This is a genomic window from Nocardia sichangensis (assembly GCF_047200615.1).
GTDB lineage: Bacteria > Actinomycetota > Actinomycetes > Mycobacteriales > Mycobacteriaceae > Nocardia > Nocardia sichangensis.
The window spans coordinates 91,576-105,237 of sequence record NZ_JBJZOK010000030.1; the positions used below are offsets into that span (position 1 = coordinate 91,576).

Below are 13,662 nucleotides of genomic sequence, written 5' to 3' on the forward strand. Positions count from 1 at the left end.
ACCTACTCCGGGGAGGAAACTGCATGGACGACGAGCAGAACGTGCTGGCCACGGTGTGGCCCGAGGTTGTCACCGAGCTGACCACCGGGTCGCCCGACGGCGCTATTCCTCCGGTGACCCGAGCACAGCAGGCTTGGCTGAAGCTGGTCAAGCCGCTGACGGTCGCACAGGGGTTCGCGCTGCTCTCCGTGCCCTCGTCGCTGGCCCAGGAGGCCATCGAACGCGATCTGCGCGAGCCCATCCTCCGTTCTCTCGGCCGTCGGCTCGGGCCTCAGGTGGAAGGGCTCGGCGTTCGCATCGCCGCCCCGACCACCCCGACCGTCGACCGGCAGACCAACACGCCGCGGCACGCGCGGATGACGAGCAGGCCGGAGCGCAACCGAGAGGGCCGTGCTCCCGCCGCCTACCCGGGTTCGGAGTTTCCTGGTCGCGATGCCTACCCGGGGCCACGTTATGCACAGCCCACCGACTTTCCTGCGGCGCCCGCGTACCACGACGGCTCCGACTACCCGGGCACCGAATACGGGCAGGACTTCGCGCCGCCGGAGGAGTACCGCCAGCCGGAGTACGCGCACGCCGACTATCCACCGCGCGGTGAGTACGCCACGACGGCCGAGCTGCCCATGATGTCCGGGCCCGACGCCGCGCCGCGCCGCGAACCCGGGCTTCCGCCGCGGCGAGAGCCCGCCATCCCTCCGGGGCAAGAGTCACTGTTCAATCCGGAGCCGTCGCCGAGCGGTGTGCGCGGCCCGCTGCGCGCGCCGATGCGCGAGACCACCGACGACGACACGGGCTTGGCGCACGATCCGGTGCGTGAGCCGGTAGGTGACCGCGACCAGGACGACGAGCCCGTGGTGAACGTCCGCAACTCCTGGCCCACTTACTTCGCCAAGTCACAGGAAGCACCCGCTCCGTCGACGTCCTCGGCAAGTCTGAACGCGAAGTACACCTTCGAGACCTTCGTCATCGGCGCGTCCAACCGCTTCGCGCATGCCGCGGCCGTCGCCATCGCCGAAGCCCCGGCTCGGGCCTACAACCCGTTGTTCGTCTGGGGCGCATCGGGGTTGGGCAAGACCCATCTCTTGCACGCGGCCGGCCATTACGCACAGCGTCTCTTCCCCGGCATGCGGGTCAAGTACGTCTCGACCGAAGAGTTCACCAACGACTTCATCAACAGCCTGCGTGACGACCGCAAGGTCGCGTTCAAGCGCCGCTACCGCGAGACCGACATCCTGTTGGTCGACGACATCCAGTTCATCGAGGGCAAGGAAGGCATCCAAGAGGAGTTCTTCCACACCTTCAACACCCTGCACAACGCCAACAAGCAGATTGTCGTCTCCTCGGATCGTCCGCCCAAGCAACTGGCCACACTCGAAGAGCGGCTGCGGACCCGATTCGAATGGGGACTGATCACCGACGTACAGCCGCCGGAGCTGGAGACACGCATCGCCATCCTGCGGAAGAAGGCGCGGATGGACCGGCTCGACGTACCGCACGACGTGCTGGAACTGATCGCAAGCCGGGTGGAGCGCAACATCCGCGAGCTGGAGGGCGCGCTGATCCGGGTGACCGCGTTCGCCTCGTTGAACGGCCAGCCGCTGGACCTTCCGCTGGCGGAAGTGGTGCTGCGCGATCTGATGCCGGACACCGCGGCCCTGGAGATCAACGCGGCCACGATCATGGCCGTCACGGCGGAGTACTTCAACACCACACTCGAAGAACTCACCGGTCCAGGTAAGGCGCGGCCGCTGGCCCAAGCCAGGCAGATCGCCATGTACCTCTGCCGCGAGTTGACCGACCTGTCCCTGCCGAAGATCGGCCAGGCATTCGGCCGCGACCACACCACGGTGATGTACGCGGAGAAGAAGGTACGCAAGGAGATGACCGAGCGGCGCCGCGTCTACGACCAGGTGCAAGAACTCACAGCCCGGATCAAGCAGCGCTCCCGCTGAGCGCTATCCACATCTGAGCACCGCCCCTGACCTGGGGCGGTGCTTTTTTGTGGGTTGTGGATTCCTCGAGGAATCCTTGTGGAGTCCTCGAGGAATCCACCGGTTTGTCCACGGATCCGTACACAGGTCGAGGCAACCGCTCCCTCGAGTTCACTCACAGGGCGAATTCAACAGTTTCCCCAGGCAGAGTTGCGCACAGCCGCTGACCAGGGGAGTGTCCGGATCGGGCCTTGTGGAATCCTCGAGGAGTCCGTGTGGAGTCCTCGAGGATTCCTCGAGCTGTCCACGATCTCGTGCACATGTGTGAACAACCGGGTGAATCCGGTGGAACAACTCGAGGAGCGCTCGAGGATGAATCGGGGACAACCACGGAACCTCCACAGACGCCTCGTGTTCATCCTCGAGACACTCCATGGCCATCCCCACGGCACCACGCCCCCTGAACAGCGGTTTCGGCCGCAGTCCACAGAATCCACAGCGCCTACTACTACTTCAGTTCTTTTCATTAGAGATCTCTCTTCAAAACAGGGTGTGTGGAAAGTCGGTCGAGCGACGCACTTCGCCGTCCGCTCCCGGTTTCCGGCAAGGAAGAGGGACCGACCCGGAGCGGGATCACCCGTCCCGACGACCGATCGCCGGCGGCGTCCGCCCGACCACCGCACGCCCGGCCCGATCTCCCTCGCCGCCCCGCTCGCGTCCGCTCGTGGCTCGGCCATCGGCGGCACCGGAGGGTCGGGCTAGGTGCATGTCCCTCGCGCGGGTACGGTTTGATGTCGGTCGCCTGTGCCAGACTTCGAAGGCGGCCGATTCGGCAGGACCCTTTCGAGCACCGACACTGACGAGCCGACAACAGATCACGGAACCGGGAGAGGACAGATCGGGCGATGGAGCTTGCAAGCATGAAGTTTCGGGTCGCCCGCGAGGATTTCGCCGAGTCCGTCGCCTGGGTGGCGCGCAGTCTTCCGTCCCGGCCGCCGGTTCCGGTACTCGGCGGTGTGCTGCTGGTCGCCGACGAGGACGGCTTGACCGTCTCCGGCTTCGACTACGAGGTCTCCGCACAGGTACGGGTCGCGGCCGAGGTCGCGGGTCCCGGGCAGGTGCTGGTCTCCGGTCGTCTGCTCGCCGACATCACCAAGGCGCTGTCCAACAAGCCCGTCGACGTCTCCGTCGACGGCACGCGCGTGCTGATCACCTGTGGCAGCGCGAAGTTCTCCCTGCCGACCATGCCGGTGGAGGATTATCCCCAACTTCCCGAGGTGCCTCAGCAGACCGGTGCACTGAGCGCGGATGTCTTCGCCGAGGCGGTCGGTCAGGTCGCCGTCGCCGCCGGCCGCGACGACACCTTGCCCATGCTGACCGGTATCCGGGTGGAGATCGAGGGATCGCAGGTCGTGCTCGCGGCCACCGACCGGTTCCGCCTCGCCGTCCGGCACATCGAATGGCAGCCCGCACGCGCAGATATCGAGACTTCGGTACTCATTCCGGCCAGGACGCTGTCGGAGGCCGCCAAGACGCTCGGACCCTCCGACGCGCCCGTCCAGCTGTCCCTTGGCACCGGTGCGGGGTCGGACGGCCTGCTCGGCATCGTGAACGCGGGCCGCCGGACCACCACCCGCCTGCTGGACGCGGAATTCCCCAAGTTCCGCCAATTGCTCCCCAAGGAGCACACCTCGATCGCCACCCTGGCCGTCGCCGCGCTCACCGACGCCATCAAGCGCGTCGCGTTGGTCGCCGAACGCGGCGCGCAGGTGCGGCTGGAGTTCTCCGCCGACGGCCTGCTGCTGTCGGCGGGCGGCGACGATGCCGGCCGGGCCGAGGAGTGGCTGGAGGCGGATTTCCGCGGCGAATCCCTGACCATCGCGTTCAATCCCGGTTATCTCATCGACGGCCTGTCCGCGCTGCACGCCGACCGGGTCACCTTCGGCTTCACCACGCCGAGCAGGCCCGCCGTGCTGCTGCCCGCGTCGGAGGAAGAGCCCGAGGTACTCGACTCGGGGACGTTCGCGGCGCTGTCGAGCCCGTACATCTATCTGCTGATGCCGGTCCGGCTCCCGGGCTGATCGCCTGTGCACGATCTGGTTCCCGGCGGATCCGCTCCGCGTGATCCAGCGCGGGTGAGCGGTGCTGTCGCTGGAGAATTCCCAGCGACGGCAGAGAAATCGGTCGCCGCAAAGCGGAGGATCCACTTTATCCACAGGTGTTCCACAGGGGTATGGCTCGCCGAGCGGCATGCGCAGGACGCGCCAGCAATGTTTCCACCGGCGGAAATGTCCGCTTCGACGCAGGCAGGGGCGCGATAGCGGATGTTCGTCCGAGCTCTGTCGCTGCGTGACTTCCGCTCGTGGGAGCATGCCGAACTGGATTTATCCCCAGGTCGAACCGTTTTCTTGGGATCGAACGGCAACGGCAAGACGAACCTGCTGGAAGCGATCGGCTACCTGGCCACGCTCGGGTCGCATCGCGTCGCCACGGAAGCTCCGTTGATCCGGACCGGGACCGAGCGCGCCCGGATCGGCGCCACGGTGGTCAACGCCGGCCGCGAGCTGCGCATCGATGTCGAGCTGAATCAGGGCAGTGCGAACCGCGCGCAGATCAACCGCTCGCCTGTCCGCCGGACCCGGGAGATCCTGGGGATCCTGCAGACGGTGTTGTTCGCCCCGGAGGATCTCGCTCTGGTCCGCGGCGATCCCGGGGAACGCCGTCGATTCATGGACGAGTTGTGCACAAGTCGCCTCCCCCGGCTGGCCGCGGTCCGCAGCGACTACGACCGGGTGCTGCGCCAGCGCTCGGCGCTGTTGAAAACCGCTGGGCGGCAGGCCAGGTCGAAGGCCGACCTGAGCACTCTGGACGTGTGGGACGGGCACCTCGCCGAGCATGCGTCCGTCCTGCTCGTCCAACGGCTGCGTTTGGTGCACGATCTCGCGCCCTATCTCGCCCAGTCCTATGCGTCGATCGCCCCCGAATCCCGGCCCGCGTCGATCGCGTATCGCAGCGCCGCGCTTCCCCCCGAGTTCCTGGATCCGGCCAGGCCTCCACGCCCGGAGGACACCGAGGAGCTCGCGGCGATCATGCTGCGTGAACTCGCCGCCGCGCGTCCGAGGGAACTCGAACGTGGTGTCTGCCTGATCGGTCCGCACCGCGACGACCTGGACCTGATGTTGGGCGATTCGCCCGCGAAGGGGTTCGCTAGTCACGGCGAGTCCTGGTCGTTCGCGCTGGCATTGCGCTTGGGCGCGTTCGAGCTGCTGCGCGCCACCGGCGCCGAACCGGTCCTGCTGCTCGACGACGTGTTCGCCGAGCTCGACCGGCGTCGCCGCGCCGCGCTGGCGGCCGTCGCCGCGAGCGCGGAACAAGTGCTGATCACAGCGGCCGTGCCGGAGGACGTGCCCGGCGAACTCGCCGCGCTGCCGCTGCGCGTCGAGACGGCGGGTGGCCCCGACGGCCGCGTTTCGCGGATCCTCGCCGAGGATCGGTCCGGCAGCGGAGGTTTCGACGGCAAACAACGGCAGGACCACGCCACGCCTCCGGCAGCCGAGGGCGAACGTGATCCGGTCACCGGATCGACGGAATCGCGGGCGCCCTAGCCATCCACAGGCGAAGTGGACAGAATCGCCATACACCGCCCCGGTCCACTACAGTGACCTCTCGTCGGGATCGTCGATCGAGTTCTCAACAGTTGAGACCGATTCCCCAACACCTGTGGAAAACTCGTCCGGTCACGCTTGCCCGCTTCCCCGAAACCTCACCCAGCAACAGCTGAGCAAGTCATCGAACTTTGCCGGAAAAAGCCAGTTTGGGCGGGTAACAGAGCGTTCAAACCGCTGCCTGCGGCAGGCAGTAGGCGAGATTCTCGATGCAGGCAACCTTGTGCGACGGCTGGGGACAACTCGATCGAAGCTGGGGACAAATCATCGGACGCGGAGAAAGGGGGGCGATGAGCGATCAGCCTCCGGAGCCCGGATCCGCCGAATCCACCGGACCGGAACCCGAACTGCGCGGAATCGACCTGGCCCGGCGTGCCCTGGAGGAAGCGCGTGCGGCGGCACGGGCGAGCGGAAAATCCGTCGGTCAGGGGCGTTCCTCGCCTCAGCGCAGGCTGCGAACGGGTGGCCGCAGACGAACCGGATGGTCGGGCGCGGGTCCGGACGATCGCGATCCACAGTTGTTGTCCAAGCTGGCCGGCTCCATCGCCAGGAGCCGCGGCTGGTCGAACCGAGTCGCCGAGGGCATGGTCTTCGGTCGCTGGGCGGGCGTGGTCGGCGAGGACATCGCCGCGCACGCCACACCGGTCACCCTGAAGGACGGCGTATTGAGTATCTCCGCCGAGTCGACCGCCTGGGCGACGCAGCTACGGATGCTGCAAAGCCAGATCCTCGCGAAGATCAATGCCGCGGTCGGGCAGGGGGTGGTGACCTCGTTGAAGATCTCGGGGCCCGCTGCGCCGAGCTGGCGCAAGGGCGAGCGTCATATCAAAGGTCGCGGACCGCGCGACACCTACGGCTGACCACGGTGGCCAGTATCTGATACCGAGTGTTACGTTTATTCGAGGCGTTTCACGTGGAACGCCCCGGTTCGACGTCCCATCGGAAGCCCACGGCGTCGGATCGAAGCGTCCGCGCAGAAGGAATCTCGATGACGATCACCACCTCGGTCGGTCCGTTCCCCGCGACTGCGACCCGGACGGTTCACCGAGGCGACGTCGAGCTCGCGGTCTACGAGTGCGGCAATCCCGAGGGTGTTCCGGTACTGCTGATCCATGGTTGGCCCGATACTCATCTGCTGTGGAGCCGGGTGGCGGGCCTGCTCGGCGGCCGTCATCGCGTGATCGCCTTCGACAACCGTGGCGCGGGGAGCAGTTCGGCGCCGGAAGCGGTCGAGGCCTACCGGATCGAAGAGCTCGCGGCGGATGTCCGCGCGGTCATCGCCGCGGTCGCGCCCGGTGAGCGGGTGCACGTCCTCGGGCACGACTGGGGATCGGTGATCGGGTGGGAGTTGGTGGCCGCTACGGACGCCGCATCCGTCATCGCGTCCTTCACCTCGGTGTCCGGTCCGAATCTGGATTTCCTCGGCGCCTATCTGCGTGGACCGCTCACCTCGGCGCGGCTGCGCGGCGCGCTGACCCAAGCCGTGGCCTCGGCCTACACCGTCGCCTTCCAGATCCCCAAGCTGCCGGATCCGGCACTGCGCGTGTTGGCCAGCCGCTGGCCGCGATTCCTCGCGTTCTTCGACGGCCTGGACCCCGCGCTGGTAGAGACGGCGCCGACGCTGCGCACAGATATGGTCAACAACCTGAAGCTCTATCGAGCGAACATCCGGACCCACCTGCGTCATCCCCGACCGCGCCCGATCGAGGTGCCCGTCCAGTTGATCGTGGCCACCGGCGACCGCGCCGTGCGGCCCGTGGTGAACGCCGAGGCCGACCGGTGGGTGCCGCATCTGAGCCGGGTCGAGATCCCGGCGCGGCACTGGTCGCCGATCTCACACCCAGCGGAGCTGGCGCGCCACACCGCCGCGTTCATCGCTCGGGTCGACGCCGCTCGCTGATCCCGGGCGCTCGAAGGGTCGCCCTGCCAACGCATCTCTCAGCCCACTTCTGATGGATCGAAACCGGCGGGAGGCGGAACCGAGTCACCGAATTCCGATTTCTCGCATCCACGCCGCCGTGAGGGGTGTCGGAGGTGGGTTGTAAGTTGGCTGTACCAGTAGGATGGTGACGTAACTAGCGGCGATACCTTCGGCGCGTTCCGCACAGTCCGCGCGTGGACCCTAATTCTCCAGCAGGCATCACCAGGGCCCCACGTGTGCTGTCCGATCGCTCTATGCCGGGATCAGCAAGTAAGGAGAGCTACCGACCAGTGGCTGCCAAAGACTCCAACGCATCGGGTTCGACCAGAGCGACCGGGAAGCAGGACTACGGTGCCTCCTCCATCACGGTTCTCGAGGGACTCGAGGCGGTTCGCAAGCGTCCGGGCATGTACATCGGCTCCACCGGTGAGCGCGGTCTGCACCACCTGATCTGGGAGGTCGTCGACAACTCCGTCGACGAGGCGATGGCCGGATACGCGACGAAGGTCGAGGTCACTCTGCTGGCCGACGGCGGCGTCGAAGTGATCGACGACGGCCGCGGCATCCCGGTGGAGATGCACGCGCAGGGTATCCCGACCATCGAGGTCGTCATGACCCAGCTGCACGCGGGCGGCAAGTTCGACTCCGAGTCCTACGCGGTGTCCGGTGGTCTGCACGGCGTCGGCATCTCCGTGGTCAACGCGCTGTCGACGCGGCTGGAGGCCGAGATCGACACCGGTGGCTATCACTGGACCCAGGAATACAAGGACGCGAAGCCCGGCAAGCTCATCCAGGGCGAGCCGACGAAGCGGACCGGTACCACCATCCGGTTCTGGCCGGATCCGGACATCTTCGAGACCACCACCTTCAACTTCGAGACCGTCGCGCGCCGGTTGCAGGAGATGGCGTTCCTGAACAAGGGTCTCACCATCGTCCTCACCGACCAGCGGGTGAGCGACACCGAGATCACCGACGAGGTGGTCAGCGAAACCGCCGAGGCGCCCAAGCACGCCGAAGAGGGCGCAGCGCCCGCCGAGCACAAGGTGAAGTCCCGGACCTACCACTACCCGGGCGGTCTGGAGGACTTCGTCCGCCACATCAACCGGACCAAGCAGCCGATCCACAACTCGGTCGTCGCGTTCACCGGTAAGGGCACCGGCCACGAACTCGAGGTCGCGATGCAGTGGAACTCCGGTTACTCGGAGTCGGTGCACACCTTCGCCAACACCATCAACACCCATGAGGGCGGTACGCACGAAGAGGGCTTCCGCGCGGCGCTGACCACTGTGGTCAACAAGTACGCCAAGGACAAGAAGCTCATCAAGGAGAAGGACGGCAACCTCACCGGTGACGACATCCGGGAGGGCCTGGCCGCCATCGTGAGCGTCAAGGTCGGCGAGCCGCAGTTCGAGGGCCAGACCAAGACCAAGCTGGGCAATACCGAGGTGAAGTCGTTCGTGCAGCGCACCTGCAACGAGCACCTCACCCACTGGTTCGAGGCCAACCCGGCCGACGCGAAGACCATCGTCAACAAGGCGGTGTCCTCGGCGCAGGCCCGCGTCGCCGCGCGCAAGGCCCGCGAGCTGGTGCGCCGCAAGTCCGCCACCGACCTGGGCGGACTGCCCGGCAAGCTGGCCGACTGCCGGTCGAAGGACCCGAGCAAGTCCGAGATCTACATCGTGGAGGGCGACTCCGCGGGCGGCTCGGCCAAGTCCGGCCGCGACTCGATGTACCAGGCGATCCTGCCGCTGCGCGGCAAGATCATCAACGTCGAGAAGGCGCGCATCGACAAGGTCCTCAAGAACAACGAGGTTCAGTCGATCATCACCGCGTTCGGCACCGGCATCCACGACGAGTTCGACATCAGCAAGCTGCGGTATCACAAGATCGTGCTGATGGCCGACGCCGACGTCGACGGCCAGCACATCTCCACGCTGCTGCTGACCCTGCTCTTCCGCTTCATGCGCCCGCTGGTCGAGCACGGGCACGTCTACCTGGCGCAGCCGCCGTTGTACAAGCTGAAGTGGCAGCGCAGCGAGCCGGAGTTCGCCTACTCCGACCGGGAACGCGACGGCCTGCTGGAACGCGGTCTCGCCGCGGGCAAGAAGATCAACAAGGACGACGGCATCCAGCGCTACAAGGGCCTGGGCGAGATGAATCCGAAGGAACTCTGGGAGACCACCATGGATCCCAGTGTCCGGGTGCTTCGTCAAGTGACGTTGGACGACGCGGCCGCGGCCGACGAGTTGTTCAGCGTGCTGATGGGCGAGGACGTGGAGGCCCGCCGCAGCTTCATCACCCGTAACGCCAAGGACGTCCGCTTCCTCGACGTGTGACCTGCCCGAGGCGCCGCCGATGGCGGTGGCGCCCGGCAGTTTTCGCACGTCAGCCCGTTAAGGAGACTTCATGACCGACATCACCCTGCCGCCGGACGGTGCGGGCGACCGCGTCGAACCGGTCGATATCCAGCTGGAGATGCAGAACAGCTACATCGATTACGCGATGAGCGTGATCGTCGGCCGCGCGCTACCCGAGGTGCGCGACGGCCTCAAGCCGGTACATCGCCGCATTCTCTACGCCATGTACGACAACGGGTACCGGCCTGATCGCGGATACGTGAAGTCCGCGCGCCCGGTGTCGGACACGATGGGTAACTACCACCCGCACGGCGACTCGGCGATCTACGACACCTTGGTGCGTATGGCGCAGCCGTGGGCGATGCGCTACCCGCTGGTGGACGGCCAGGGCAATTTCGGCAGCCGCGGTAACGACGGCGCGGCGGCCATGCGTTACACCGAGTGCCGCCTCACGCCGCTGGCGATGGAGATGTTGCGCGAGATCGACCACGAGACGGTCGATTTCGTCCCCAATTACGACGGCAAGACGCAGGAACCGGTGGTCCTGCCGAGCCGCGTGCCGAACATGCTGATGAACGGCAGCAACGGCATCGCGGTCGGCATGGCGACCAACATCCCGCCGCACAACCTGACCGAGCTCGCCGCCGCCATCTACTGGGCGCTGGACAACCACGCCGCCGACGAGGAGGCCACCCTCGCCGCGTGCATGGAGCGGATCAAGGGCCCGGACTTCCCGACCGCGGGCCTGATCGTAGGCACCCAAGGCATCCACGACGCGTACACCACCGGCCGCGGTTCGATCAAGATGCGCGGTGTCGTGGAGATCGAGGAGGACAATCGCGGCCGCACCACGATCGTCATCACCGAGCTGCCCTATCAGGTCAACACCGACAACTTCATCAACGCGATCGCCGAGCAGGTCAAGGACGGCAGGATCGCCGGGATCGCCGACATCCACGACGAGTCCTCCGACCGCGTCGGCCTGCGCATCGTGGTGACGGTCAAGCGTGACGCCGTCGCCAAGGTCGTGCTGAACAACCTGTACAAGCACACCCAGCTGCAGACCAGCTTCGGCGCCAACATGCTGTCCATCGTCGATGGCGTGCCGCGCACGCTGCGCCTGGACCAGATGATCCGGTTCTACGTCAACCACCAGTTGGACGTCATCGTCCGGCGCACCAGGTACTTGCTGCGCAAGGCGGAGGAGCGGGCGCACATCCTGCGCGGCCTGGTCAAGGCGCTCGATGCGCTCGACGAGGTCATCGCGCTGATCCGCCGCTCGGCCAACACCGACACCGCGCGCACCGGCCTGATGCAGCTGCTCGACATCGACGAAATCCAGGCGACCGCGATCCTGGACATGCAGCTGCGGCGGCTCTCGGCGCTGGAGCGGCAGAAGATCGTCGACGATCTGGCCAAGATCGAAGCCGAGATCGCCGATTACAAGGACATTCTCGACAAGCCGGAGCGGCAGCGCGCGATCGTGCGCGACGAGCTGGCCGAGATCGTGGAGAAGTACGGCGACGATCGGCGCACCCAGATCGTCTCGGCGGACGGTGACGTGGCCGACGAGGATCTGATCGCTCGCGAAGACGTGGTCGTCACGATCACCGAGACCGGCTATGCCAAGCGCACCAAGACCGATCTCTACCGCAGCCAGAAGCGCGGCGGCAAGGGCGTGCAGGGCGCGGGCCTCAAGCAGGACGACATCGTCAAGCACTTCTTCATCACCTCGACGCACGACTGGCTGCTGTTCTTCACGAACAAGGGCCGGGTCTACCGCGCCAAGGCCTATGAACTGCCCGAGGCCAACCGCACCGCGCGCGGCCAGCACGTGGCCAACCTGCTGGCCTTCCAGCCGGACGAGAAGATCGCCCAGATCATCCAGATCAAGTCCTACGATGACGCGCCGTACCTGGTGCTCGCCACCAAGAACGGCCTGGTGAAGAAGTCGAAACTGACCGACTTCGACTCCAACCGCAGCGGCGGCATCGTCGCGGTGAATCTGCGCGACGAGGACGAATTGGTCGGCGCCGTGCTCTGCTCGGCCGACGACGATCTGCTCCTGGTCTCCGCGCTCGGCCAGTCGATCCGGTTCTCGGCCACCGACGAGGCGTTGCGTCCGATGGGGCGCGCCACCTCCGGCGTGCAGGGCATGCGGTTCAACGACAGCGATGAGTTGTTGTCGCTCAATGTGGTCCGCGCCGGCACATATCTGCTGGTCGCCACGTCCGGCGGTTACGCGAAGCGGACCGCGATCGAGGAGTACACCGCGCAGGGCCGCGGTGGTAAAGGTGTATTGACCATCCAGTTCGACGCGAAACGTGGCACCCTGGTCGGGGCGCTCATCGTCGACGACGAAGATGAGTTGTACGCGATCACCTCCGGGGGCGGCGTCATCCGGACGGCGGCTAAGCAGGTTCGTAAGGCTGGACGACAGACCAAGGGCGTGCGATTGATGAACCTCGCCGAGGGCGATACCTTGCTTGCGATCGCGCGCAATGCCGATGAGCCCGATCCCGATCAGGTCTCCGGTGGCGGCGACACCGGCTCCTCCGAGAAGTAACCCAACAGCGGCGGCAACGAACGGATCTAAGGATTCCCATTGACCACTCCGAATCAGCCGAATGACGAGCGGCACCAGACGAACGGTGTGACCGAGCGGATCGCACCGTCACCGATTCCGCCGCGGCCGATCCCACGGCCGGTCGCCTCGGCCGAGAACGGTCAAGGCCAGCAGAGCGGCGGCCAGCCGGGCGGTCACCCTGGTGGCGGCCATCCCGGTGGGCCGCAGCCGGGTGGTCCGCAGGGCCAGTCGAACGGGCCGCAGTCCGGCGGTCATCCGGGTGGCCAGCCGGGCAACCAGCCCGGCGGCAACCAGCCGCGCGAGATCCGCGATCCGCAGGTCGCGCAGCAGCAGGGCGCGCCCGACCAGGCGCCCGGAGGCGACGGCCAGGATCGCTTCGACCAGAAGACGACTCGGATCCCCAATCAGGCCCCGCAGTCCGCGCCCGAGAGCGAGGACAAGCAGCCGGTGGGCGCCGCCAATGGCGGACAGCAGTCGCCGTATCAGGATGGGTGGGCGCAGCTGCCGCAGCGGGAGCCGCAGTCCAACCTGTACCGCCCGGGGCAGGCCCCGGTCACCGGCCGCCCGACCTCGGGCGGTGCGGGCGGCGGCCTCGGCGGCACGTCCAACGCGCGTACCACCGCCGACTTGGCCGCCAAGGCGGCGCGCAAGGAAGCGGCGATGGTGAAGTCCGTCGGCATCGACGGCCCCACCCGCAGCATCGCGCGGCCGGAACTGATCAAGGACATGCCGGACCTGTCCGAGATCCGGCATCCGCTGCCGCAGGCCGAAGCCGCGGGCCAGCAGTCCGGGCCGGTTTCGCCCGCGGTTCCGGTCGCGGTCGCGGCGGTCGCCTCCGGCGAGCCGCTGCGGGCCACCGTGCAGATCCGTCGGATCGACCCTTGGTCGACGCTGAAGATCTCGCTGGTCATCAGTGTGGCGATGTTCTTCGTGTGGATGCTGGCGGTCGGCCTGCTGTACATCGTGCTCGAGGGCATGGGCGTGTGGGAGCGGCTGAACAACACGTTCACCGACATGGTGTCCCAGGACAGCGGTTCGGTGGGACTGATCGACGCGGGCACCGTGTTCGGGTACGCGGGCGTGATCGGCTTGATCAACGTCGTGCTGTTCACCGCGCTCGGCACCGTCGGCACCTTCATCTACAACCAGTGCTGCGACCTCGTCGGCGGCATCCAGGTCACCCTGGCCGACCCCGACTAGT

7 protein-coding genes and 1 pseudogene are annotated in these 13,662 nt (G+C 66.8%); all 8 read left to right on the plus strand.

Annotation, left to right across the window (positions count from 1 at the left end; all coding sequences use genetic code 11):
* Positions 1-23: 23 nt before the first annotated feature.
* Positions 24-1,952 carry a chromosomal replication initiator protein DnaA gene (gene dnaA / locus ACL03I_RS31655; protein WP_355073430.1) on the plus strand — a complete coding sequence of 643 codons (1,929 nt, stop codon included), beginning with the start codon at positions 24-26 and terminating at the stop codon, positions 1,950-1,952.
* 884 nt (positions 1,953-2,836) lie between these two features.
* Positions 2,837-4,012, plus strand: a complete 1,176-nt coding sequence (dnaN, locus tag ACL03I_RS31660; protein ID WP_412807661.1) for a DNA polymerase III subunit beta — start codon at positions 2,837-2,839, stop codon at positions 4,010-4,012.
* A 243-nt stretch (positions 4,013-4,255) separates the two neighbouring features.
* A pseudogene (recF, locus tag ACL03I_RS31665) lies at positions 4,256-5,422 on the plus strand (DNA replication/repair protein RecF); the annotation flags it as partial.
* Positions 5,423-5,886: 464 nt separating this feature from the next.
* The gene (locus tag ACL03I_RS31670; protein ID WP_355073426.1) at positions 5,887-6,456 is read left to right on the plus strand and encodes a DUF721 family protein; all 570 of its coding nucleotides are present in this window, start codon (positions 5,887-5,889) and stop codon (positions 6,454-6,456) included.
* A 128-nt stretch (positions 6,457-6,584) separates the two neighbouring features.
* Positions 6,585-7,496, plus strand: coding sequence for an alpha/beta fold hydrolase (locus ACL03I_RS31675; RefSeq protein ID WP_355073424.1), 912 nt, complete (start codon positions 6,585-6,587; stop codon positions 7,494-7,496).
* Positions 7,497-7,807: 311 nt separating this feature from the next.
* Positions 7,808-9,853, plus strand: a complete 2,046-nt coding sequence (gene gyrB / locus ACL03I_RS31680; RefSeq protein ID WP_356963234.1) for a DNA topoisomerase (ATP-hydrolyzing) subunit B — start codon at positions 7,808-7,810, stop codon at positions 9,851-9,853.
* A gap of 70 nt (positions 9,854-9,923) precedes the next feature.
* Positions 9,924-12,440: a DNA gyrase subunit A gene (gyrA, locus tag ACL03I_RS31685; RefSeq protein ID WP_355073421.1), complete on the plus strand. Its 2,517-nt coding sequence runs from the start codon at positions 9,924-9,926 to the stop codon at positions 12,438-12,440.
* A gap of 39 nt (positions 12,441-12,479) precedes the next feature.
* Complete coding sequence (locus ACL03I_RS31690) at positions 12,480-13,661, plus strand: DUF3566 domain-containing protein (protein ID WP_412807662.1); 1,182 nt, start codon at positions 12,480-12,482, stop codon at positions 13,659-13,661.
* The last annotated feature ends 1 nt before the right edge of the window (position 13,662 follow it).

Coding starts and splice junctions, on each gene's coding strand:
- dnaA (WP_355073430.1), top strand. CDS start 24: ATGGACGACGAGCAGAACGTGCTGGCCACGGTGTGGCCCGAGGTTGTC.
- dnaN (WP_412807661.1), top strand. CDS start 2,837: ATGGAGCTTGCAAGCATGAAGTTTCGGGTCGCCCGCGAGGATTTCGCC.
- ACL03I_RS31670 (WP_355073426.1), top strand. CDS start 5,887: ATGAGCGATCAGCCTCCGGAGCCCGGATCCGCCGAATCCACCGGACCG.
- ACL03I_RS31675 (WP_355073424.1), top strand. CDS start 6,585: ATGACGATCACCACCTCGGTCGGTCCGTTCCCCGCGACTGCGACCCGG.
- gyrA (WP_355073421.1), top strand. CDS start 9,924: ATGACCGACATCACCCTGCCGCCGGACGGTGCGGGCGACCGCGTCGAA.